Below are 22650 nucleotides of genomic sequence, written 5' to 3'. Positions count from 1 at the left end.
CGGTCTGGAACCGGGGGCGACGGCGGGTGCGGGCAGAGCCCGGACGGTCAGTGCGGGCGCAGCCCGGGCGGCACCCTCGCCACCGAGGGGTGCATCCCGGCCCGCCAGCAGAAGGACGACTCGGCCGGGACCGTCATGGGCAGGTGTTCTGGCGCCGAGGGGCGGGCGAGCAGGTAGCCGCAGGCGGAGTCCACCCCCAGGGCGCTGAGCGTCGTCAGCTGCGGCAGCGTCTCGACCCCCTCGGCGATGACCTCGGCGCCGATGGCGTGCGCGAGGGTCACGATGCCGGCCACCACGGCCTCCCCGCGCGCCGTGCCCAGGTCGGCGACGAACATCTGGTCGATCTTGATGACGTCCACGGGGAGGGCGTTGAGCCGGGCGAGGGAGCTGTAGCCGGTGCCGAAGTCGTCGATGGCGATCGCCACGCCGAGCGCCCGGATCCGGCCCAGCACCTCGGCCAGTCGCGACACGTCGGCCAGGGCGGACTCGGTCACCTCGATCCCGAGGCGATCGCCGGGCAGGCCGGCGCGGTGCAACTGCGCGGCGAGCCGCTCCGGCAGGCCGGCGTCGGCCAGCTGGTGCGGGGACACGTTGACCCACACCCGCAGATCGGGGATGTGGCTCCACCGCGTGGCCTGCGCGACGGCGCGGGCGAGCACCCACTCGCCGACCCGCTGGATGAGCCCGGACTCCTCGGCGACGGGGATGAAGTCCAGCGGGGGGACGAGGCCACGCAGGGGGTGCTGCCAGCGGACCAGGGCCTCGACGTGGCTGATCCGCTCGAACCTCAGGTCGAAGGCGGGCTGGTACTCCACCAGCAACTCGTCCCGGTCCAGGGCCTGGCGCAGGTCCTGCTCGGTCTGCACCCGGTGCACCGAGTCCCGGTGCATCTGCTCGTCGAACCAGGCGAACTGCTCCCGGCCGGCGTCCTTCGCCCGGTACAGCGCCGCGTCGGCCTCCCGGAGCAGGGTGTCCAGGTCGGCGGGCCCGGCGGCCGAGGAGAGCCCGACGCTCGCGGTGACCAGCAGGCGGGCGCCGATGTCCACCGGCTCGCGGCTGGTGGCGATCACCGCCTCGGCCATCCGGGCGGCCGCCGCGGTCGGGACGTCGAACATCACCACGACGAACTCGTCGCCGCCGAAGCGGGCGACCATGTCCGTCGGGCCGGCCAGCGCCGCCAGGCGCCGCGCGAAGGCGGCCAGCAGGTGGTCGCCGGTGCCGTGCCCGAGGCTGTCGTTCACCAGCTTGAACCGGTCGAGGTCGATGAACAGGACGGTCAGCCCGGTTGCCGGCCACTTGGCCTGGACGGACGCGACGTGCTGCACCAGCCCGGCGCGGTTGAGCAGCCCGGTCAGCTCGTCGTGGCTGGCCCGGTGCGCCAGGTCGAGCTGCGCCCGCTCGGCGACGGTGCGCGCCTGCCGCTCGGCGAGGAGCAGCCGCTCCCGCTCCTGCTCCATCGCCCGCCGCTCGGCGATGTCGCGGAAGTAGATGCCGATCCCGCCCCGGCGCAGCGGGTACACACGCACCTCGCACCAGAGGTCGGCCGCCGCGTAGTGCTCCTCGAAGGTCGTGGGCGCACCGGTGCGGACGACCCGCCGGTAGGCCTCCTCGAAGGGGGTGCCGAGGAGTGTGGGGAACACCGTCCAGAGGTCACCGCCGATGACGTGGTCCCGGACGACGCCCAGCCGGAACTCGGCCTGCGCGTTGATGTAGGTCACCCTCCAGCTGGCGTCGACGCCGATGTACATGTCGCTGGTGGCCTCGAGGCTGTCGATGACCTCCGCGGCTGCACGCCTGGTCTCCGCCGTCCGCGCCGCCTCGGCCTCCGCCTCGGTGATGTCCCGGAAGCTGACGAAGGCGCGGCGGACGCCGCCGTCGAGGAAGGTCGCGGTGGTCACCTCGGCGGGAAAACTGGTGCCGTCCCTCCTCCGCAGCCGGAACGTGCCGCGGAAGGCGCCGTCCCGGGCCCGCGTCTCGAGCGCCTCGGTCCATCGCCGGTCCCCCTGGTCGACGACCCCGTCACGGCCCAGTTCGAGCAGCTCGGCCTCGGACCAGCCCAGCAGCTCGCAGGCTCTCGCATTCGCCGCCAGGGTCTGCCCATCGGCCGAGGTGATGAGCACCCCGTCGACGCCGTGCACGAACAGCGACTCGTAGACGGTGCTGCGCAGCGGGGCCGGGGTCATGCGGAAGCATCGACACCGCCGGCCTTCCGCTTGATCCGGTTCCACAATATGGGTGATGCGCGCGGGTCAGCCGCCGCCGCCATCGTGAGGACGCCGAACCACTCGTCTGACCTCGAGACGCACCGGGCGGGTCAGGCCCGCTCCTCGAGCATCCGGTCGAACAGATCGCGGGCCCTCCAGCCCCGCGGCAGGTCGATCATCGGCCCGGCGGGCAGCAGCGGTCGGCGTCAGCCCCGCAGGGAGTCGACGAGGCGGCGGGCGCCGACGTACGCGCCGCCGGCGGCCGCCGCCCACGGGCCGGCCACGATGATCGGGTCGAGCGGCTGGTGCTTGAGGTCCGCCCGGTGCTGGCCCAGGCGGGAACGCAACCCGTGGTGGGTGAACTCGCTCTTCACGCCGGTCTCGGTGATCGGGTTGTCCGGACGCAGCCTGAGGAAGGACTCCACGTGGTTCTCGAAGGCGTCGATGCGGTCGGCGAGCACGAAGAGCAGCCAGCGTGCGGACCGCCCCTCGCTGTACCTGGCGTACGAGTACCTCCGGATGGCGCCGGACAGCCACCTCGGCGGGCAGGCGGTCCCGAAGACCGGGGTGAGCATCTTGTGCTCGACCGACCGCTCCCGCGGCCACTTCTCCGGTTGACGCTCGGGGAACTCCCAGTGCGCGCCGGTGTCCTCCTGCCACTGCAGCCGGGTCGCCGACGGGCGGTTGATCGGATCGAGGTCGGCGCCCCAGCCGGGGATGCGCTCCCGCAGCCGCTCGGGCGACTCGGCGATGGGGGGCTTCTGCGCGGTGTAGGGCCCTGTGTCGGTCATGGCAGACTCCTGCGGCTCAGACCGCGGTCGGGACGACGAGCGGCTTGATGCAGCCGTCGAGCTTGGCAGAGAAGATGTGGTACCCCTCCGCGATGTGCTCCAGCGGGACGCGGTGGGTGACGAGCTCGCCGGGCTTGAGGTAACCGTTGCGGACGTGGTCGAACAGCCGCGGCCACTGGCGCTTCACCGGGCACTGGTTGGTGTGCAGGGTGATGCCCTTGTTCATCAGGTCGCCGGTCTTGACGTTGCTGAAGAGGGGCCCGTAGCCGCCCATCACCGAGATCGTCCCGCCCTTGCGGACCGAGTCGATCGCCCAGTTCAGCGCCACCGGCGATCCCCCGCCCTGCAGCTTGAGCTTGGCCGCGGTGACGTGCTGGAAGAAGGCCCCGTCGGCCTCGCACCCGACGGCGTCGATGGCGACGTCGGCCCCGAAGAAGTCGGTGGTCTTCTTCATCTCGAGGACGATGTCGCCGTACTGGGTGAAGTTGTAGGTCTCGGCGAAGGCGAACTCGCGCGCCTTCTCCAGCCGGTAGTCGAGGTGGTCGATGACGATCACCCGGCCGGCGCCCATCAGCCACGCGGACCTCGCCGCGTACAGGCCCACCGGCCCGGCCCCGAACACGATCACCACGTCGCCCTCCACGATGTCGCCGCACTGGGCGCCGAAGTACCCGGTGGGGCACGCGTCGGTCAGCGTGACGGCGTCCTCGTCGTCCATCCAGTCCGGTATCCGGCTCGGGCCGACGTCGGCGAAGGGCACGCGGACGTACTCCGCCTGCGCGCCGTCGTACCCCCCGGCGGTGTGCGAGTAGCCGTAGTAGGCGCCGACGGCGTAGTTGTTGGCGTTCGTGTTGTTGCAGTTGCCGAACAGTCCCCGCTTGCAGAACCAGCACGAGCCGCAGTAGATGTTGAACGGCACCATCACCCGGTCGCCCGGCTGCAGGTTCTGGACCGACGACCCGACCTCGTGCACCACGCCGATGAACTCGTGGCCGAAGGTCATCCCGACCCGGGTGTCGGGCATGAGCCCGTGGTATAGGTGCAGGTCCGAGCCGCAGATGGCGGCCAGCGTCACCCGGACGATCGCGTCGTTCGGGTGCTCGATCGGGGGGACGTCCTTCTCCTCGACCCTGACCTTGTAGGGCCCTCGGTAGACCATTGCTCGCATCGGTACGGCCTCCTCGCGAGCGATGTCCGGTGCCGGGCACCGCGCGGCTCCGGTCCAGCCCGCCGGCCCGGCTCACCGGCTCCTCGACCTTGCGCCACGCGGCATCCGGAGGCCAGTCGGAGCCGGGTCCGCCCAGCGTGGCGCGCCCCGAAATCGGTCGTTCTGCCGATGGCTCCGCGGTCAGGAGGCGGCGGCGTCGGTGACCCCCATCCGTGCCGCGCCACCGGCCGCGGGCCGTTCGACCGACCGCTGGAACAGCCAGTAGAGGTACACGAGCGAGGGCAGCAGGACCAGTGCCCCGACCCCGAGCGCCACCAGCAGCGCGACCAGCGTGGTCCGGCCGCCGGCGGCCTCCTCGATGGTCAGCTCGGGCACCAGGACGTACGGGTACTGGGCGACCGCCCACCCGAGGAGGATCGCGGTCACCGCCAGCGCCGAGGCCGCCCGGGCGGCCACGTAGCGCCCGGTCCAGAGCAGCACCAGGGCGGCGAGGCCCGCGACCACCGACAGCAGGACCACCGGGAGGGCCCGGCCGGTGAGGCCGTCGAACAGCAGAGGGGCGTCGGCCCGGAGCACGAAGAGGCCGACGATGCCGACCGCGCCGGTCAGCGCCGCCGTCCCGAGGGCGCGGGCGCGGAACTGTCGCAGCAGGTCCTCAGCGCCCTCCCGGCGGGCGTCGGCGCAGAGGAACACGGCGGCGAGGTAGGCGCAGACCAGCACGGCGAGCACCCCGCCGAGCACGGAGGTCGGGTTGAGCCAGCTGGTGAGGACGTCGCCGGCCGCGATGCCCGGCGGTACCCGGCCGGAGGCGACACCGCCGACGACGGCACCGAGGAAGTACGGGGTGCCCAGCGACGACAGCGCGAACGAGGCCCCCAGGAAGCGCCGCATGCCGGCGGTGCTGATGCTCTTGCGGAACGCGAAGGCCGCCCCGCGGGCGATCATGCCGAACGCGGCGAGCGTGAGCGGGATGTAGAGCGTGGTCACCACGGCGGCGAACGCCGTGGGGAACGCCGTCCACAGGACGACGAGGACGAAGATCAGCCAGACGTGGTTGGCCTCCCAGACCGGGGCGATGGAGCGCTCGATGAGGTCCCGCTGGCGGGCGCCGCCCCGCGTGCCGCCGGCGAGCAGGTCCCAGATGCCGGCCCCGAAGTCGGCCCCGCCGAACAGCCCGTAGGCGATCAGGCCGACGAACATGGCGCTCAGGACCACCTCCGCCAGGGTCATCGAACCGCCGCCTCGCCGGTGCTCCGGTCGGGGGGCGGGGCGTCCACCTCCTGCGGGGCGCGGGTGTCGGGACTGCGGGCCAGCCGCCGCAGCACGTAGACGGTGAGCACGGTCAGCACCGCGTACACCGCGGCCACGCCGTAGAGGCCGAAATAGAGCCCGGGTGCGGGGCTGACCGCCTCGGCGGTGCGCAGGATGCCGTAGACGGTCCAGGGCTGGCGGCCGACCTCGGTGACGATCCAGCCGGCCTCCATCGCCACGATCGAGGCGGCCCCGGCGACCGCCACCGCCCGCAGGAACCACGGGGTCTGCGGGATCCGGCGGCGCCTCCACCAGGTCCAGCCGAACCACGCGGACACGAGCAGCAGCGCGAACCCGAGCGAGACCATCGTGTCGAAGGCCAGGTGCACGACGTTGACCGGCGGCCGCTCATCGGGCGGGAACGCGTCGAGGCCGGTCACCACGCCGCCCGGGTCGTGGTGGATGAGCAGGGAGAGACCGTTGGGGAGCTCCAGGGCGCCGTGCAGCTCGTCGTCGCGGTAGAGACCGCCGACCGACAGCGGTGCGCCGGCCGTCGTCCGGAACAGCCCCTCCATCGCCGCCAGCTTGGCCGGCTGGTTGGTCGCCACGGCCTTGGCGATCCAGTCACCCACGCCGATCTGCACCGGGGTGACCACGGCCGCGAACGCGAGCGGGATCACCAGGCCCAGGTAGTGCCGCCGCTCCCGGCGTCCCCGGAGCATCCCGACGGCGTACACCGACGCGATGGTGAACCCGGTGACCATGTACGCCGCCAGCAGCATGTGCGTCACCTGCGGCCAGGTGGACGGCCCGAACATCGCCGCCCACGGCCGCGCGTCCACGACGCGCCCGTCCTCGTCCAGCCGGAAGCCGGTGGGGTTGTTCATCCAGGCGTTGGCCGCGACCACGAAGAAGGCACCGGCCATGCCGGACACGATCATCGGCACGGCGCTGAGCATGTGCGCCCGCGGCGAGAGCCGGTTCCAGCCGAACAGGTAGACGCCCACGAAGATCGCCTCGACGAAGAAGGCGAACCCCTCCAGCACGAACGGGAACCCGAACACCTCGCCGAAGCGGGCCATCAGCCCCGGCCAGAGGATCCCCATCTCGAAGGAGAGCAGCGTGCCTGACACCGCCCCCGCCGCGAAGAGCACGCCCATCGCCCGGGCCCAGGTGTGCGCGAGCTCCAGCCGCGCCGCGTCGTCACGCCGGTGGCCGCGCCACTCGGTGAACACGGTGATCAGCGGGAAGGCGATCCCGAAGCAGGCGAAGACGATGTGCCAGCCCAGGGACAACGCCATCTGCATCCGGGCCGGGACGAGGTTCTCCGCCGCGTCGGCGAGCACGACCGAGGGATCCATCGGGATCTCCGCTCACGAGCCGGGTATCTGCAGCATGGGCCCCGGTCCGTAGGGCCGCAACGGCAGCGCCCCCGGCTCAGCCCTGCCCGAGGTTGGTGACCAGGTTGATGGCCACCGCGATGAGGACGGTCCCGAAGACGTAGGAGAGCAGGGAGTGGCCGAGGGCCACCTTGCGGACGGCGGTGGACTGGGGCTCGGTCTCCGAGACGGCGTAGCTCATGCCGATGGTGAACGCCATGTAGGCGAAGTCGCTGTAGGACGGTGGCTCCTTCTGATGGAACTCGATGCCGCCGTCCCCGCCGGCGTAGTACAGGCGGGCGTACTTCAGCGCGAAGACCGTGTTGACCGTGGCCCAGGAGAGGATCACGACGGCGATGCCCAGCACCACCGTGGCGATGCTGACGACGTCCTGCGAGCTGGCCCGGACGAGGGCCTCGACGACGGCGGCCAGGCTGGCCACCGCCGCGACCAGCACGACCGTGTCGGTGACGTGCGTCCTCCCCTCCTGCTCGGCCAGGCGCTTGGTGCCCCGGTGGTCCAGCGGCCAGCTGACCCACCACACCCAGGTGAGCAGGCAGCTGGCCGCCACGGCCCAGCCGGTCAGGACCGCCAGCTCCGGTGCGCCGGCGACGATCACCGCGGTCGCGGCGATCAGACCGGCGGCCAGGCACACCAGCAGGCGCCGCCAGGAGAGGATGCGCTCGGCACGGGCGGCCTGCCGGTCGCGGGTCTGAGTGGCCATGGGCCTTGCTCCCGCGGGCGCCGACGCCGGCCGCTGAGCCGGCGTCGGCGCCCGGATCGGAACTGCGGACCGACCCGGGTCAGTTCTGGGTCGTGAAGACGGCGCGCACGCAGCCGTCCTCCTTGTTCTTGAACATCTCGTAGCCCTTGGGTGCCTGGTCGAGGGGCATCACATGGGTCGCGAGATGCTCGGTCCTGACCTCGTCGCGGCTCATCAGGTCGAGGATCTCGGGGATGTAGCGGTGCCCGTGCTGCTGGGCCCCGCGCAGGGTCAGTGCCTTGTTCATCACCGCCCCCAGCGGGAACTTGTCCACCAGGCCGGCGAAGACCCCGAGCGTGAACACCGTGCCGCCCTTGCGGCAGGCGTAGATCGCCTCCCGGACGGCGGTGGGGCGGTCGGTCTGCAGCCTCATCTGCTGCTTGACCTGGTCGTAGATGTACTGCGGGCCGGGGCTGTGGGCCTCCATGCCCACCGCCTCGATGCAGACGTCCGGACCGCGCCCGCCGGACCTCTCCCGCAGTTCCGCGACCACGTTGACCTCCTCGTAGTCGAGTGTCTCCGCGCCGATGTGGGTGCGGACCTGCTCGAGCCGGTTGTCGAAGCGGTCGATGACGATGACCCGCTCGGCACCCATGTGCATCGACGCCCGCGCGGCCATCTGCCCGACGCCGCCGGCACCCCACACCGCGACGACGTCACCCGGCTTCACCTCCGCCTGGTGCGCCCCGGTCCACCCGGTGGGCGCGGCGTCGGAAGCGAACAGGGCCCGCTCGTCGGGGACGCCGTCCGGGATCGGGAAGGCGCCGCGGTCGGCGTAGGGCACGCGGATGTAGGGCGCGTGGCTGCCGGCGAACCCGCCCAGGGCGTGGGAGTAGCCGTAGCAGCCGCCGATGGACTGGCCCCACAGCGCCTCGGTGATGCCCGGGTTGGGGTTGCCGTTGTCGCACAGCGACCACAGCTGGTTGTCGCAGTACCAGCACTGCCCGCAACTGATGAACGAGCACACCACCACCCGGTCCCCGACCTGGTGCCGGGTGACGCCGGACCCCACCTCCGCGACCGTGCCCATGAACTCGTGCCCCAGCACGTCGCCGGAGCGCATCGCGGGGATGTACCCGCCGAGCAGGTGGAGGTCCGAGCCGCACGTCGCGGAGAGGTTCACCTCCAGGATGAGGTCGTGCGAGTTGAGGATCGTGGGTTCCGGGACGTCCTCGACCCCGATCTCGTTGATGCCCCGCCAGGTCGCCGCCTTCACAGCACCCCCTCCCTGTCCGCCCGGCGGGTGACCGCCTCCAGCACCAGACCGCCGGGTGTGGCGCTCCGTTTGCCGTGCGGCACGGGGTCGACCTTCAGCACCTCCCCCACCTCGAGCAGCTGCTTGGCCCTGCGCAGCGCGGAGCGCAGCTTGGCCCGCGGATCGTCCCCACGCACCTTCGCGGCCGCACCGGAGATCCCGGACGGCGGCGGCGTGCGCAGCCGGGCACCGAGCTCGGTGCCCTTCGCGTCCGCGGCCTCGCGGACCAGCACCTCGATCTCGTCGCCGTACTCGGCCAGTGGTGCCGGCAGGTTTCCGGTGTCGATCTCGGCCCGCTCCCGGTACACGGTCACCACGAGCCACCGGGACGCCGGCTCCACCGCGGCGCCGGCCGTCGGCAGCGCGCCGGGTTCGAGGACCGAACGGACCTGACGGACGACGCTCCCGCCCGCACGGGCGGCCAGCGTGGCCACGTGTTCCAGGGTGGTGGTCATGCGGTGTTCCAGCGTGCTCGTCATGCGCCGCTCCCCGCACCGGCCGGCGTGCGGGTCGCGAGGATCGCGACCCGGCGTCCGTTCAGTTCGCCTGCCATGTCACGCTCCCGCCAGCGCACCGTTCGGGTGGAGGACGACCTTCGTCCATCCCTGGTCGCGCTTGTCGAAGTGCTCGTAGCCCTGCGGCGCCTGGTCCAGCGGCAGCTCGTGGCTGACGATCCAGGAGGGCTTGGCCTTGCCGCCGGCGATGAGGTCGCGCAGCTGCCGGTTGTACCGCTTCACCGGGCACTGGCCGGTGCCCATCTTCTGGCCGCGGAACCAGTGCTCGCCGTAGTCGAAGGCGACGTACCCCTCCTTGTACAGCGGGTCCGGCGACCCCGGGTCCTCGGGGACGAAGACGCCGACGACGCCGATCTCCCCGGTGAACCGCACCGACTTGACCAGCCGGTTCAGCGTCATGTTCGGGTGCTCGTTGCCCTGCGGGTCGTGCGCCTGGTATCCGACGCACTCGCAGCCGTTGTCCGCCCCGAGCCCCATGGTCATCTCGGTGACGGCCTCGACCGGGTCGACCTTGGAGTCGTCGATGGGGATGGCGCCGATCTCCTCGGCCTTCGCCAGCCGGTCGGGGTGCCGGTCGACCACCATCACCCTGCTCGCACCCTTGATCACCGCGGAGTAGGCGGCCATGCAGCCGACGGGGCCGGCGCCGTAGATGACGGTCTGGTCACCGGGCTTCACGTTGGCCATCTCGGTGGCGTGGTAGCCGGTCGGCCAGATGTCGGCCAGCATCACGTAGTCGGTCTGCTTCTCCTGGGCGTCCTCGCCCAGGCGCAGGCAGTTGAAGTCGCCCCAGGGCACCCGCAGCAGCTCGGCCTGGCCTCCGGGCCAGGGGCCCATGTCGGCGAAGCCGTAGGCCGCTCCGGCCCAGTTGGGCACCGGCTGGGCGGTGAGGCAGTAGTTGGTGTAGCCGCGCTCGCAGTTCTTGCAGTGCCCGCAGGCGACGTTGAACGGCAGGACGACGTACTCCCCGACCTTCACCTTGTCGACGCCCTCGCCGACCTCGATGACCTGGCCCATGTTCTCGTGGCCGAACCAGCGGCCGGTCTCGAAGTCGGTCCGCCCCTCGTACATGTGCAGGTCCGACCCGCAGATGTTGGTCGTGGTGATCCGCACCAGGACGTCCGTCGGCCGCTCGATCCGGGCGTCGGGTACATCCTTGACGCTCACCTTGCGCGGCCCCTCGTAGACGACGGCTCTCATCGCGCCTCCTCGATGGTCGTGGCTCGCGTCGGCCCCGCCGGCAGGCCGGTACCTGCACCGGATGCGGGGGAGACGCAGCTCGATTCCAGTGCCGCGCGGGGCCGGAATGCATCGGCAGACCTACCCATCCCGGCTGTGCCGGCCCGTCTCGGGCGGTCGCCGGGCGGGAATGGGTCGCTCTGCCGATGGAGGGAGAGCCGCCCGGTCGACTGTCATGGGCCCGTGCGCCCGAGCCGCGGGCACCTTCCGCGTCTCCCCCTGGACCTGTCCATGCGCATCGGTCTCATCGCCCCACCGTGGGTGCCCGTCCCACCGCCGGCCTACGGCGGCACGGAGTCGGTGGTGGACGGTCTGGCCCGCGGCCTCGTCGCCGCCGGCTACGACGTGCTGCTCGCCGCCCCGGCGAACAGCTCCTGCCCGGTGCCCCGGGTGCCCGGCACCGACGAGGCCCCCACGTCCGCCCCGGTGTGCGGGAACGGCGTCACCGAGCTGCGGCACGTCATCACCAGCTACGCCGCCATGAGCGACGTGGGCCTGGTGCACGACCACACCCTCACCGGGCCGCTGTACCGGCAGCGGTGCCCGGACACGCCGGTGGTGACCACCGCGCACGGCCCGTTCGACGCGACGTTCGCGCCCATCTACCGGGCCATGCAGGAAGTCTCGATCCTGGGCATCTCCCGCCACCAGGCCGCGAGCGCCGCGGGCATCCCTCTCGCCGGCGTGATCCACCACGGCATCGACGTCGGCGCCGTCCCCGTGGGTCGCGGCGACGGTGGCTACGCGAGCTTCCTCGGGCGGATGAGCCCGGAGAAGGGTCCCCGTCAAGCGGCCCTGACCGCGCGGGCCGCGGGCGTGCCGCTGCGCATGGCCGCCAAGCTGCGCGAACCCGAGGAGCAGGAGTACTTCGACGCCGAGGTCAGGCCGCTGCTGTGCTCCGACGTCGAGTACGTCGGTGAACTCGGCTGGGCGGACAAGCTGGCGCTGCTGGGAACCTCGTTCGCCCTGCTCAACCCGATCCAGTGGGCCGAGCCCTTCGGTCTGGTCATGATCGAGTCGCTGGCCACGGGAACCCCGGTGGTGGGCACGCCGGCCGGGTCCGCCCCCGAGATCGTCCACGACGGGGTGACCGGCTACCTGCGCACGGGGCGCCGCCCCCTCGCCTCGGCGCTGCTGGCCGCCGCGGACCTGGACCGGACCGCGTGCCGTGCGGTCGCGGCCCGGCGGTTCGACACCAGGCGCATGGTCAGCGAGCACGTGCGGTTCTACCGGGAGCTCCTGGCCGGCCCGCGGTCACTCCCCCGGGCGGACCGGTCCCGGGTCCGGGCGTCCTGACCGGCCGGGAGCCCCGTCCGCCAGGGCGCCCAGGATGCCGGGTACCTCGTCGACGACCACGGCGTCGGTGCCCGCCTCGACGAGCACGCGGGCAGGCTGGGCCTCCGGGCACCACACGAGCAGTTGCCGTCCCGAGCCGTGGACGAAGGAGAGCGTGCGGGACACGGCGGTCCGGTCCACGGTGCCGGTCGCCGGATCCCACCCGAGCGAGCCGACGTGCAGACCGAGGACGTCGACGTCCATGTGCGCGCAGCCGGCCACCGCCGCCTCCAGCGGGAAGGAGCGCCACGTGAGCCATCCCAGCGGGACCCGGGGGGCCTGCCGGCGCAGGCGGCACAGGGCGCCGGGGTCGAACGAGGACACCATCAGGCGCCGCCTGGCCGCCTCGACCTCCACCACGGGCCCGAGGAGGCCGGCGGTGGTGCACGGCGCCCGGCGCACGCTGTCGTCGATCGAGGACTTGAGGTCCACGTTCAACCCCACGTCGGCCGGCAGATGCTCGAGCAGGGCCGAAAGCCGCAGGCTGCCGCGCCGATCGGCCTCCTCGGCCCGGAGGTCGGCCAGGTACGTGCCGTCGGGGTAGGCCGCGTCGTGAGCGACGACCAGGACGTCGTCGCTCGTCCTGCGGACGTCGGCCTCCACCCAGGCGATCCCGAGGCCGGCCGCGGTGGCGAAGGAGTCGAGCGTGTTCTCCCGGTGTCCCCACACGACGCCGCAGCCCAGGCCCCGGTGCCCGATGAGCGCCGGTCCCTCGCCGAAGACGCCGCCGTCCGACCGGTACCGGGGCGAGCCGGGCACGGTCACCGCGAGCGGCCGCGAGCGGCGCGGGCGCTGATCGGCTCCCCCGCCGTGCCGCCGACCGGGCGCGCGGGCGGGTCGATGACGGCGTGCGGGTCGTCGGCCGATTCGACGAGGAAGTCGATGAGTCGACGAACCGACGACTGGGCCGGCCCTCGCCACACGACCTCCAGGTCCAGCCGGAGCTCGGGTTCCAGCGGCCGGACCTCGATGCCGCCGATGCCCATGTGGTCGGCCACCCCGAGGATCCCGGCCGCGACCCCCGCGCCCGCGGCGACCGCGCGCAGCACCGCCTCGGGCGCGTTGAGCAGGTCCGGCTCCAGGGTCACCTGCCCGGGGAGTGCTCCCTCGGGCAGCAGGTGATCGACCGTGCGCTCCCAGATCCCGGCGAAGGGTTGCCGCGGAAACATGACCAGCGCCTCGTGACCGAGGGCCGCGACCGGCACCCGCGGGGCGACGGTCAGCGGGTGGCCCCGCGGCAGCACGACACCGAAGACCACCGAGCCGAGGACCACCCCGTCGAGGTCCCGCTGGTCGTGCGACCGGCTCCAGACCACCGCTGCGTCCGCACGCGCCTGCCGGACCGCCTCGATCGCGTCGTCCCCCGGGCTGGAGGCCACGGAGACGTCGATCCCCGGAATGCCCATGGCCGCACCCCGCAGCGGGCCGTCCAGGACGAGCTCGGCCATGTTGCAGACCCGCAGGCTCAAGTGCTCACGACGACCGTCCCCCGTGGCCCGGACGTCCTCCCGGGCCCGGTCGACCTCGGCGAGGATCACCCTGGCCCGCCACACGAGCGCCTCGCCCGCGGGAGTCAGGTGGATCCGCTGCGGCGTGCGCTCGAACAGGGTGACCCGCAGTTCCCGCTCCAGGGCCTGGATCTGCTGGGAGAGCGAGGGGGCCGCGATGTGCAGTCGTTCGGCGGCCCGGGCGAAGCGCCCCTCATCGGCCACCGCGAGGAGGTACCTCAGCTGGCGCAGCTCCATGATCGACGGTACCTCCCGTCGGTGTCGATGCGGCTGGATCGGAAGCGTTAGGCCCGGCCTCATCCCCCTGTGCCTTTACGTCACCGGGCCGAGGACTAAGCCCGTGCCGCGGAGGTACCCCTCCGCCATCTCTGCGTCGGCCTCGTCCGCCGTGGACGGAGTCGTCGACGGTGTGCTGCCAGCTCTTGACGAGGCTCGACGGTGGGAGTGTGACCATGCCGGACCTTTCGGCCGCGAGTCTCGCGCTGATCGAGATCGCGGCCTCCTCCGCGCCGATCCCGGAACGCGCGGAGGCACTGCTCGGCGGGCTCCGGCGCCTGGTCCCGTTCGATGCCGCCTGGGTTGCTCTCGCCGAGCCCCTGAGCAGCGGCTACACCTCCCTGGCCAGTGTCGACCTGGACGACTCGACGCTGGAGTTCCTGGGCGGGCCGGTGACGGCCCGCGACATCGAGATGACCGGCGCCAACCAGGCCCGTTTCCCCATCGGACCGTCCGACCTGCCGTACCCGGCCGAGGAAGTGCCCACCTGGACGGAGTGCCTGCTCCCCGCCGGTTTCCGCGAGGGCCTGGGGGTCGCACTGTTCGGCCCGGGAGGGCGCCAGGTCGGGTTCGTGACCGTTCTCTCCGGGAGCAAGGAGCCGCCCTCCCCGGAGATGCGCCACCGGCTCGGCCGGCTCACCTCGGTGCTCGCGCACGGGATCGACCCGATGCGCTCCCTGCTGCCCGCCGCCCGTCTCGTGCGGGGGGCCACCGCGGGGGCGGTGGTCCGCGCGGACGGCGGCACCCAGCCACTACCGGGACTGGCCGACCACGCCCTGCTCGCCGCAGGCTCCCCCGTCGTCGGCATCGCGCACGCCGAGATCGGCGCCGGCCACGTCTACACGTCCTTCCTGTGGCCCGTGGGCGGCCGTCACGCGCCGGACGGTCACACCCGCGTCACCGCCCTGGCGAGCGCCGACGACGTCCCGGCGGTGCTGACGGGGATGGTGCTGCTCTCCCCGCCGCCGTACCTGCGCGGGCTCACGCCGCGCGAGCTGGAGGTGCTGGGGCTGCTGGTCAACGGGTGCTCGAACCACGCGATCGCCAGCCACCTCGTGGTGGCCCCGCGCACCGTGGCCGCGCACCTCGAGCACATCCTCGTCAAGCTCGGATCGCAGACCAGGACGCTCGCCGCCGTGCGTGCCGAGCGGGACGGGCTCTACGTCCCCCCGCTCACCCTGGCACCGCCCCGCCGGCCCTGACGTTCCAGCCGGACGTTCCCGCCGGACTCAGGTGGGGTCGGGGTCCTTGGGCCCCTGCCGGGGGCCCGTTCCCTCGACGAGCCCGCTCACGTAGGGCTCGCGCCTGCGGCCCGCGTGCGCCTCGGCGTCCAGGCGGTCCAGCAGGTGGGGGTGGTGGGCCTCGAAGGCCGGCCGCTCGGAGCGGATCCTGGGGATCTCCACGAAGTTGTGCCGCGGCGGCGGGCTCGACGTCGCCCACTCCAGGGAGTTCCCGTAACCCCACGGGTCGTCCCGCAGGGCGAGCTTCCCGTGCCGCCACGACCTGATGACGTTGTAGACGAACGGGAAGGACGCCGCGCCGAGGATGAAGGAACCGATCGTCGAGACGGTGTGCAGCGTGGTGAACCCGTCGCTCTCCAGGTAGTTGGCGTACCGGCGCGGCATGCCCGCGTCGCCCATCCAGTGCTGCACCAGGAACGTGGTGTGGAAGCCGACCAGGGTCAGCCAGAAGTGCAGCTTCCCCAGCCGCTCGTCCATGAACCGGCCGGTCATCTTCGGGAACCAGAAGTAGATCCCCGCGAACGTCGCGAAGACGATGGTCCCGAAGAGGACGTAGTGGAAGTGGGCGACGACGAAGTAGCTGTCGTTGAGGTGCCAGTCCAGGGGCGGGGAGGCGAGCAGCACGCCGGTCAGGCCGCCCAGCAGGAAGGTCACCATGAACCCGATCGACCACAGCATCGGGGTCTCGAACGTCAGCTGGCCCCGCCACATGGTGCCGATCCAGTTGAAGAACTTGATCCCGGTCGGGACCGCGATCATGTACGTCAGGAACGAGAAGAAGGGCAGCAGCACGACACCCGTGGCGTACATGTGGTGGGCCCACACCGAGAAGGACAGGAACCCGATCGCCAGCAGGGCGAAGATCATCCCCTTGTAGCCGAACAACGGCTTCCGGCTGAACACCGGCACGATCTCGCTGATGATCGCGAAGAACGGCAGCGCGACGATGTACACCTCGGGGTGGCCGAAGAACCAGAACAGGTGCTGCCACAGCACCCCACCGCCGTTCTCCCGGCTGAAGACCCGGGAGCGGAGTTCCCGGTCGGACAGGAGTGCGAAGAACGCCGAGGTGAGCGGCGGGAACGCCACGAGGATGAGCAGGCTGGTGACGAAGATGCCCCAGCAGAAGATCGGCATCCGGAACAGGGTCATCCCGGGCGCGCGAAGGCACACCAGCGTCGTCAGCATGTTGACCGCGCCGAGGATCGTCCCGACACCCGCGATGATCAACCCGACGATCCACATGTTCGCGCCCACGCCGGGCGTGTGTGCGGACGTGGACAGCGGTGCGTAGGCGTACCACCCGAAGTCCGGTGCTCCCCCCGGTGTCAGGAACGTCGCCATCACCATCGTGGCGCCGACCAGGTAGAGCCAGTAGGAGAGGGCGTTCAGCCGCGGGAAAGCGACATCCGGAGCCCCGATCTGCAGCGGCAGGATCATGTTGGCGAAGGCGAACACCAGCGGTGTCGCGAACAGCAGCAACATCACCGACCCGTGCATGGTGAGCAGCTGGTTGTACTGCTCCGGAGAGAGGAACTGCAGTCCGGGACGGGCCAGTTCGGCGCGCATCAGCAACGCCATGAAGCCGGCGGCGAAGAAGTACACGAAGCTCGTGCCCATGTACATCAGGCCGATCGTCTTGTGATCGGTCGTCCGGAGGAATTCGAGGAACCGGGAACCGCGGGTGGGCGGCTCGATACCGGACGGCCGGCTGACGATGGGCTGCGGGGCTAGTGCGGTCACGCCAACGCTCCCGGGCTCCGATGACGACTGCAGCGTGAGACGGGACCGCGCACCGGCGGTTCACGGAGTTCTCGGCATGCGGCGACGAGCACCTGCGTCGGCCGGCTCCGCTGCCGCTCGTGTCGGAGCGCCCCACCGTCGCGCCACCCCCGTGCACGGATCGTCTCGGCCGTGGGCACGTCGCTGCGCCCTGTACCGCCATCCATCAGACGCCGACCACGCGCGGCGACGCATCGGGAGATGTGCCGATCTGCGCCGGCGGTTCTCCCGGTCCGGCGGTCCTCATCCGCACCTAGAGGAGCAACCGGAACAGCTCGAACGCGCGGTCCCAGTGCCGGGACTGCGGGTTCTTCAGCTCCGGATCGATGATCCGGAACGTCCGTGCCAGCGCCAGGCTGATGCCGCCGAACACCTCGACGAGCACGTCCTCGGTCTCCTCCCCGAACGTGATGTCGTCGGGGGGACGGCGCAGGGTGCCGCGCAGCAGTTCACGGATCTCGGTGGCCTCCTCGAGCTTGTCGAACTCCCGCATCCGCTCCTGCAGGCCCTTGGTGATCGGCAGGTCCTGCGGGGCGATCACGTCCCGGGCGTTCCAGCGCGCGGAGTTGCGGCCGGCGATCGCGATGTCGTCGACCTTCTCGTCGACGAACGTCCGGAAGCGATCCACGTCCGCCTTGTCCACGTCGATGCCGCCGGCCGCGCGGAAGAACCGCTCCAGGTCGGGTATGCCGGTCATGTCCGTCTCCTCCGCGATCGTTCGTCACCGCGTCCTGGATCACCGCGGCCTGGATCACCGCGTCGTGGATCACCGCGTCCTCGCCAGGTGCTCGTGCACCAGGCGCACGGCCATGGAGCCCTCCCCCACCGCCGAGGCCACCCGTTTGACCGAGCCGCTGCGCACGTCGCCAGCGGCGAAGACGCCGGGCACGCTGGTCTCGAGCAGCAGCGGCTCGGGGCCGTCGGCCTCCCCCGACTCGGTGGTCCGGCGCGCCGCAGCGCCGGTGATGACGTAACCACCGGTGTCCAGGCTGACCTCGTCGGGCAGCCATGACGTGCTCGGGACCCCGCCGATGAACACCATCAGGTCGCGGGCGGGCAGGCGCGTCTGCTCACCGGTGACGAGGTCCCTGACGATCACGGCCTCCAGCCGCCCGTTCTCGCCCTCCAGGTCCTCGACCCGGCTGTGCAGGTACACCTCGATGCGCGGGTCCTGCATGATCCGGTCGGCCAGGTAGCGCGACATGTTCTCGTCGAGCCGGGACTCCAGGACCACCAGCCGGACCTCGGCCGCGTGATCGGCGAGGAAGGTCGCGGCCTGGCCGCCCGAGTTGCCGCCGCCCACGACCACCACCGGGTCGCCGACGCACGCCTGGGCCTCCAGCGGCGTGGCCGCGTAGTACACGCAGGTGGCCTCGAACTCCTCCAGCCGCGGTACCGGGAGCCGGCGGACGCGGACACCGGACGCGACGATCACGCAGCGCGCCACGACGTGGCCACCGTCGGCGAGCCACAGGTCGTGGTTCCCCTCGCGCTCGCCCATGCCCACCACCTCGGCCGGCACGCTCCGGTGGGCCCCGAATTTCTCGGTCTGGAGCACCGCCCGATCGGCGAGCTCGCCCCCCGAGATGCCGGTGGGGAAGCCGAGGTAGTTCTCGATGCTCGACGTCCGGCCCGCCTGACCGCCGGTCGCGACGGCATCGAGCAGCGTGGTGCGGAGGCCCTCCGAGGCGCCGTACACCGTGGCGGCGAGCCCGGCCGGCCCGGCACCGACCACCACGAGATCGCAGACCTCCTCGGCCGTGCCGACGTCACGCAGACCGAACACATGAGCCAGCTCGTCGGTCGACGGATTGCGCAGCACCCGGCCCTGGTAGAGCACGACCGGCGTGTCCTCGGGGCCGAGCCCGAGCCCGCGCAGCAGCTGCTCGGCCGACGGATCGCTCTCCAGGTCGACGAACCGGTGCGGCAGCCGGTTGCGGGCGGCGAACTCGCGCAGCTGCCGCGTGGCGGCGGAGTACCGGGAGCCGATGATCCGGAACCCGATCCCCTCGCCGAGTGCCAGCGAGCGGCGGACCAGGAACGCGCGCAGCACCAGGTCGCCGAAGGCGGGATCCCGGAGGGCGAGGGCGCGCAGCTGGTCGGCAGGGACCACCAGCACCTCCCCCGGGTCGGCGACCACGTTGGTCAGGAAGGCCGGCTGCCCCGTCAGGATGCCGAGCTCGCCGAGGAAGCGACCCGGTCCGTGGACCCGGACGACCCGTTGGGCCGGCGTCCCGAACGCCTCGGCCACGGCGACCCGGCCGGAGAGCACCGTGTAGAAGGCGGTCTCCCGTTGGCCCTCGGCGATGAGCACCTCACCACGCGCGGTCGGGCGGCGCTCCCCCACGACCTCCAGCGCCCGGAGCCGTTCCTCCTCCAGCCGCGGGAAGGCCCCGTGCAGGTCCGGGGTCTCCCCCGGCGGCACCTGGGCGAGCAGGTCCTCGACCCACGGGCGCCTCTCCGCGGCCGCCGAGCCGGCCGTCACACCAGTGCCTCGTCGACGTAGCACCAGCGCCAGTCCTCGCCCGGTTCGAAGGACTGCACGATCGGGTGGCCGACCAGGCCGGCGTGCGCGCGGGCGTGCCGGTTGGGTGAGGAGTCGCAGCACCCGACGTGCCCGCAGGTCAGGCACAGCCGCAGGTGCACCCAGGGCGAGCCGATGCGCAGGCAGTCCTCGCAGCCCTGCGGGGTCCGCGGCACGACGTCCTGGATGAAGCTCACGTGCGGATCCGGCCGGAGCGGCATGCCGGTGGTCACCGCAGTCCCCCCTCGGGACGCCGCGTCCACCGGACCGGGCCGTGCGTGCTCATGCGCCGCCCGCCTCCTTCGCCGGCGTGCCCGGTTCCTGCGCCTGCAGCGCCTGGTCCAGCCAGCTGCGCAGGGCCTCCACCGGGGCGGCGCCGGGCTGGCGGGCGATCACCTCGCCGTCGCGCAGCACCATCAGGGTCGGGACGGCGCGCACCTGGAAGCGCTGCGACAGCCGGGGCGCGGCGTCGACGTCGACCTTGACGAGCTTGATCTGCCCGGCCCGCTCGGTGGCCAGCTGTTCCAGCGCCGGGCTCACCATCCGGCAGGGTGCACACCACGTCGCCCACAGGTCCACGACCACCGGGACCGGCGACCGTTCGGCGATCTCGGCGAAGTCGTCGTCGCCCGCGTCGGCGATCCACGGCAGGGGCTGGTGGCAGTTCCCGCACTTCGGGATGCTGTCCGCCGCAGCCGGCACCCGGTTCTTCTTGCCGCAGTTCGGGCAGGTGACGATGCTCGTGCGCGGCATCGTCGGGGCGCTCATACCTGCGCTCCGGCCTGCTGGTCGGCCTGTGCTCCGGTCGGGGCCTGGACGGCGACGACGAGGTGGCCGCCCTCGACGTCGACCCGGATGGTCTCGCCCTCGAGCGCTCCGGCGCGCAGCAGCGCGCGGGCGACGCGGGTCTCCACTTCCTTCGCGATGAACCGGCGCAGCGGCCGGGCGCCGTACACCGGGTCGTACCCCTCACGCGCTATGAAGCGACGGGCCTCGTCGGTGACCTCCAGCGTGATGTTGCGTTCGGCCAGCCGTTTGCGCAGGTCGGCGAGCATGAGCTCGACGATGTGCTCGATCTGGGCCGGCGTGAGCGGCTTGAACAGCACGGTGTCGTCGACCCGGTTGAGGAACTCGGGACGGAAGTGGCTCCGCAGCTCCGCCAGCACCAGGTCGCGGGCCTCGGGCTTGAGCTGGCCGTCGGCAGTGACGCCGTCGAGCAGGTACTGCGACCCGATGTTCGAGGTCATGATGATCACGGTGTTGCGGAAGTCGACGGTGCGGCCCTGTGCGTCGGTCAGCCGGCCGTCGTCGAGGACCTGCAGCAACGTGTTGAACACGTCCGGGTGGGCCTTCTCGATCTCGTCGAAGAGGACGACGGCGTACGGCCGGCGGCGCACCGCCTCGGTGAGCTGCCCGCCCTCCTCGTAGCCCACATAACCGGGCGGGGCGCCGACCAGGCGGGACACCGTGTGACGCTCCTGGTACTCGCTCATGTCGATCCGGACGATGTTCTCCTCGGAGTCGAACAGTGCCTCGGCCAGCGCCTTGGCCAGCTCCGTCTTCCCGACGCCGGTGGGGCCCAGGAAGATGAACGAGCCGGTCGGCCGGCGCGGGTCCTTGACCCCGGAGCGGGCACGGATGATCGCGTCCGCGACCGCCTGCACCGCTTCTTCCTGGCCGATGACCCGCTGGTGCAGCAACTCGTCGAGGCGCAGCAGCTTCTCCCGTTCCCCCTCGGTGAGCCGGGACACCGGGATGCCGGTCCAGGAGGAGACGATCTCGGCGATCTCCTCGGGCGTGACCACCTCGCGCAGCAGCCTGTTCTCCCCCTGCTTCGCGGCGAGCCGCTGCTCCTCCGCCTCCAGCTTCCGCTCCAGCTCGGCGAGCCGGCCGTAGCGCAGCTCGGCGGCGCGGTTGAGGTCGTAGGACCGCTCGGCCTCCTCGATCTCGCGGCGTACCTGCTCCAGTTCCGCCCGCAGTTCCTGGACCCGCTGGATCGCCTGGCGCTCGGCATTCCACTGGGCGCGCATGGCGTCGGCCTCGGCGCGCAGGTCGGCCAGCTCGCGGCGGAGCTGGTCGAGCCGGGCGATGGATGCGGGATCGTCCTCCTTCTCGAGCGCGGCCTCCTCGATCTCCAGCCGCATCACCCTGCGGGTGATCTCGTCGAGCTCGGCGGGCATGGAGTCGATCTCGGTGCGCAGCCGGGCGCACGCCTCGTCGACCAGGTCGATGGCTTTGTCCGGCAGGAACCGGTCGGTGAGGTAGCGATGGCTCAGCGTCGCCGCCGCGACCAGCGCGCCGTCCAGGATCCGCACGCCGTGGAACACCTCGAACCGCTCCCGCAGCCCGCGCAGGATCGAGATCGTGTCCTCGACGCTCGGCTCCTCGACGAAGACGGGCTGGAAGCGGCGCTCGAGCGCGGCGTCCTTCTCGATGTACTTGCGGTACTCGGTGAGCGTGGTCGCGCCGATCATGTGCAGCTCACCGCGGGCGAGCATCGGCTTGAGCATGTTGCCGGCGTCCATCGCGCCCTCGGAGGCACCGGCCCCGACCACGTTGTGCACCTCGTCGATGAACAGCAGGACCCGGCCCTCGGCTGCCTTCACCTCGGTCAGCACCGCCTGGAGCCGTTCCTCGAATTCGCCGCGGTACTTCGCCCCTGCCACGAGCAGGCCCATGTCGAGGGCGAAGATCGTGCGGTCGCGCAGCCCCTCGGGGACGTCCCCGTTGACGATGCGCTGGGCGAGCCCCTCGACGATCGCGGTCTTGCCGACGCCCGGCTCGCCGAGCAGCACCGGATTGTTCTTGGACTTCCGGGACAGGATCTGGATCACGCGGCGGATCTCGGCGTCGCGCCCGATCACCGGGTCCATCCGGCCGGTGCGCGCCGCTTCCACGAGGTCCATCCCGTACTTCGCCAGCGCCTCGTAGGTGCCCTCCGGGGTCGCGGAGGTGACCCGCTGGTTGCCGCGAATCTGCGTCAGCGCCGAGAGGAACGCGTCACGGGTGACGCCGTGCTGGGCCAACACCCGTCCGGCGCCGGTCGTCTGTCCCGTCTCCACCAGTGCGACGAGCAGGTGCTCGACCGAGACGTACTCGTCCTTCATGCGGCGAGCTTCACGGTCGGCAGTCTCGAGCACCCGGGCCACCCGCTGCGTGAGCGAGACCTGCCCGGGCTGCGGGGCCGCGCCCGTCGTGCGCGGCTTGCGCGAGACCTCCGCCTCGACATCCCGGCGCAGCGCGGCCAGGTCGACGTCCATGGCGGCGAGCAGCCGGGGAACCAGCCCCTCGGACTGGTCGAGCAGCGCGAGCAGCAGGTGCTCGACGTCGACCTCGGTGTGGCCGTGCTGGATGGCCAGGGCCTGGGCGGCGGCGAGTGCCTCCTGTGACTTCTGGGTCAAGCGGTTCAGGTCCATCGT

The 22650-nt window shown here is 71.9% G+C and carries 19 protein-coding genes; 2 read left to right on the top strand and 17 right to left on the bottom strand.

Annotated elements, in window-relative coordinates; translation table 11 throughout:
* Window positions 1-47 precede the first annotated feature (47 nt).
* From BMZ50_RS03600 to BMZ50_RS03560, 9 genes are all read right to left on the bottom strand, one after another.
* Complete coding sequence (locus BMZ50_RS03600; RefSeq protein ID WP_091321352.1) at window positions 48-2183, bottom strand: putative bifunctional diguanylate cyclase/phosphodiesterase; 2136 nt, start codon at window positions 2181-2183, stop codon at window positions 48-50.
* 227 nt (window positions 2184-2410) lie between these two features.
* Window positions 2411-2995 (bottom strand): hypothetical protein, encoded by a 585-nt coding sequence (locus tag BMZ50_RS03595; protein WP_091321351.1) that lies wholly within the window; start codon window positions 2993-2995, stop codon window positions 2411-2413.
* Between the two features lie 16 nt (window positions 2996-3011).
* Complete coding sequence (locus tag BMZ50_RS03590; RefSeq protein ID WP_091321349.1) at window positions 3012-4163, bottom strand: zinc-dependent alcohol dehydrogenase; 1152 nt, start codon at window positions 4161-4163, stop codon at window positions 3012-3014.
* Between the two features lie 180 nt (window positions 4164-4343).
* Window positions 4344-5393: a cytochrome d ubiquinol oxidase subunit II gene (locus BMZ50_RS03585; protein ID WP_091321347.1), complete on the bottom strand. Its 1050-nt coding sequence runs from the start codon at window positions 5391-5393 to the stop codon at window positions 4344-4346.
* Window positions 5390-6775: a cytochrome ubiquinol oxidase subunit I gene (locus tag BMZ50_RS03580; RefSeq protein ID WP_091321345.1), complete on the bottom strand. Its 1386-nt coding sequence runs from the start codon at window positions 6773-6775 to the stop codon at window positions 5390-5392. The genes BMZ50_RS03585 and BMZ50_RS03580 overlap by 4 nt, the downstream gene beginning before the upstream one ends.
* Before the next feature lie 76 nt (window positions 6776-6851).
* Window positions 6852-7517 carry a DUF1345 domain-containing protein gene (locus BMZ50_RS03575; protein ID WP_091321344.1) on the bottom strand — a complete coding sequence of 222 codons (666 nt, stop codon included), beginning with the start codon at window positions 7515-7517 and terminating at the stop codon, window positions 6852-6854.
* A gap of 79 nt (window positions 7518-7596) precedes the next feature.
* Complete coding sequence (locus BMZ50_RS03570; RefSeq protein WP_091321342.1) at window positions 7597-8772, bottom strand: zinc-dependent alcohol dehydrogenase; 1176 nt, start codon at window positions 8770-8772, stop codon at window positions 7597-7599.
* The gene (locus BMZ50_RS03565) at window positions 8769-9290 is read right to left on the bottom strand and encodes a hypothetical protein (RefSeq protein ID WP_245753323.1); all 522 of its coding nucleotides are present in this window, start codon (window positions 9288-9290) and stop codon (window positions 8769-8771) included. The genes BMZ50_RS03570 and BMZ50_RS03565 overlap by 4 nt, the downstream gene beginning before the upstream one ends.
* A 75-nt stretch (window positions 9291-9365) precedes the next feature.
* The gene (locus BMZ50_RS03560) at window positions 9366-10526 is read right to left on the bottom strand and encodes a glutathione-independent formaldehyde dehydrogenase (protein WP_091321340.1); all 1161 of its coding nucleotides are present in this window, start codon (window positions 10524-10526) and stop codon (window positions 9366-9368) included.
* A gap of 270 nt (window positions 10527-10796) precedes the next feature.
* Here BMZ50_RS03560 and BMZ50_RS03555 point away from each other — a divergent pair, with 270 nt between their 5' ends.
* Window positions 10797-11861: a glycosyltransferase gene (locus BMZ50_RS03555; RefSeq protein ID WP_091321338.1), complete on the top strand. Its 1065-nt coding sequence runs from the start codon at window positions 10797-10799 to the stop codon at window positions 11859-11861.
* Here BMZ50_RS03555 and BMZ50_RS03550 read toward each other — a convergent pair.
* Window positions 11820-12659, bottom strand: coding sequence for a glycerophosphodiester phosphodiesterase (locus BMZ50_RS03550; protein WP_177212625.1), 840 nt, complete (start codon window positions 12657-12659; stop codon window positions 11820-11822). The genes BMZ50_RS03555 and BMZ50_RS03550 overlap by 42 nt on opposite strands.
* A gap of 2 nt (window positions 12660-12661) precedes the next feature.
* Window positions 12662-13645 (bottom strand): LysR family transcriptional regulator, encoded by a 984-nt coding sequence (locus tag BMZ50_RS03545; RefSeq protein ID WP_177212624.1) that lies wholly within the window; start codon window positions 13643-13645, stop codon window positions 12662-12664.
* 215 nt (window positions 13646-13860) lie between these two features.
* Between BMZ50_RS03545 and BMZ50_RS03540 the strand changes: the two genes are divergently transcribed.
* Window positions 13861-14886, top strand: coding sequence for a helix-turn-helix transcriptional regulator (locus tag BMZ50_RS03540; RefSeq protein ID WP_091321905.1), 1026 nt, complete (start codon window positions 13861-13863; stop codon window positions 14884-14886).
* Between the two features lie 27 nt (window positions 14887-14913).
* Here BMZ50_RS03540 and ctaD read toward each other — a convergent pair whose 3' ends face one another.
* The 6 genes from ctaD to clpB form a co-directional block, all read right to left on the bottom strand.
* Complete coding sequence (gene ctaD, locus BMZ50_RS03535; protein ID WP_091321331.1) at window positions 14914-16668, bottom strand: aa3-type cytochrome oxidase subunit I; 1755 nt, start codon at window positions 16666-16668, stop codon at window positions 14914-14916.
* Window positions 16669-16960: 292 nt separating this feature from the next.
* A complete protein-coding gene (locus tag BMZ50_RS03530) occupies window positions 16961-17404 on the bottom strand; it encodes a DUF1931 family protein (RefSeq protein ID WP_091321329.1) in 444 nt (147 codons plus the stop codon).
* A gap of 69 nt (window positions 17405-17473) precedes the next feature.
* Window positions 17474-19192, bottom strand: a complete 1719-nt coding sequence (locus tag BMZ50_RS03525) for an FAD-dependent oxidoreductase (protein WP_091321327.1) — start codon at window positions 19190-19192, stop codon at window positions 17474-17476.
* Entirely contained in the window at window positions 19189-19428 is a 240-nt protein-coding gene (locus BMZ50_RS03520) for a UBP-type zinc finger domain-containing protein (protein WP_245753321.1), read from the bottom strand. The genes BMZ50_RS03525 and BMZ50_RS03520 overlap by 4 nt, the downstream gene beginning before the upstream one ends.
* A gap of 85 nt (window positions 19429-19513) precedes the next feature.
* The gene (gene trxA, locus BMZ50_RS03515) at window positions 19514-19999 is read right to left on the bottom strand and encodes a thioredoxin (protein ID WP_177212623.1); all 486 of its coding nucleotides are present in this window, start codon (window positions 19997-19999) and stop codon (window positions 19514-19516) included.
* Entirely contained in the window at window positions 19996-22647 is a 2652-nt protein-coding gene (clpB, locus tag BMZ50_RS03510; protein ID WP_091321325.1) for an ATP-dependent chaperone ClpB, read from the bottom strand. Before clpB ends, trxA begins: the two co-directional genes overlap by 4 nt.
* Window positions 22648-22650 lie beyond the last annotated feature (3 nt).

The organism is Geodermatophilus ruber (genome assembly GCF_900114385.1).
Taxonomy (GTDB): Bacteria; Actinomycetota; Actinomycetes; order Mycobacteriales; family Geodermatophilaceae; genus Geodermatophilus; species Geodermatophilus ruber.
The sequence above is the reverse complement of the archived record's forward strand: the minus strand, read 5'-3'. Positions and strand labels throughout refer to the sequence as shown.

What these genes read in the sequence shown, in the direction of transcription:
- BMZ50_RS03560 (WP_091321340.1), bottom strand. Translation starts at nt 10,526, where the DNA reads ATGAGAGCCGTCGTCTACGAGGGGCCGCGCAAGGTGAGCGTCAAGGAT.
- BMZ50_RS03555 (WP_091321338.1), top strand. Translation starts at nt 10,797, where the DNA reads ATGCGCATCGGTCTCATCGCCCCACCGTGGGTGCCCGTCCCACCGCCG.
- BMZ50_RS03545 (WP_177212624.1), bottom strand. Translation starts at nt 13,645, where the DNA reads ATGGAGCTGCGCCAGCTGAGGTACCTCCTCGCGGTGGCCGATGAGGGG.
- BMZ50_RS03530 (WP_091321329.1), bottom strand. Translation starts at nt 17,404, where the DNA reads ATGACCGGCATACCCGACCTGGAGCGGTTCTTCCGCGCGGCCGGCGGC.
- BMZ50_RS03590 (WP_091321349.1), bottom strand. Translation starts at nt 4,163, where the DNA reads ATGCGAGCAATGGTCTACCGAGGGCCCTACAAGGTCAGGGTCGAGGAG.
- BMZ50_RS03540 (WP_091321905.1), top strand. Translation starts at nt 13,861, where the DNA reads ATGCCGGACCTTTCGGCCGCGAGTCTCGCGCTGATCGAGATCGCGGCC.
- BMZ50_RS03565 (WP_245753323.1), bottom strand. Translation starts at nt 9,290, where the DNA reads ATGACGAGCACGCTGGAACACCGCATGACCACCACCCTGGAACACGTG.
- clpB (WP_091321325.1), bottom strand. Translation starts at nt 22,647, where the DNA reads ATGGACCTGAACCGCTTGACCCAGAAGTCACAGGAGGCACTCGCCGCC.
- BMZ50_RS03600 (WP_091321352.1), bottom strand. Translation starts at nt 2,183, where the DNA reads ATGACCCCGGCCCCGCTGCGCAGCACCGTCTACGAGTCGCTGTTCGTG.
- BMZ50_RS03575 (WP_091321344.1), bottom strand. Translation starts at nt 7,517, where the DNA reads ATGGCCACTCAGACCCGCGACCGGCAGGCCGCCCGTGCCGAGCGCATC.
- BMZ50_RS03595 (WP_091321351.1), bottom strand. Translation starts at nt 2,995, where the DNA reads ATGACCGACACAGGGCCCTACACCGCGCAGAAGCCCCCCATCGCCGAG.
- trxA (WP_177212623.1), bottom strand. Translation starts at nt 19,999, where the DNA reads ATGAGCGCCCCGACGATGCCGCGCACGAGCATCGTCACCTGCCCGAAC.
- BMZ50_RS03585 (WP_091321347.1), bottom strand. Translation starts at nt 5,393, where the DNA reads ATGACCCTGGCGGAGGTGGTCCTGAGCGCCATGTTCGTCGGCCTGATC.
- BMZ50_RS03580 (WP_091321345.1), bottom strand. Translation starts at nt 6,775, where the DNA reads ATGGATCCCTCGGTCGTGCTCGCCGACGCGGCGGAGAACCTCGTCCCG.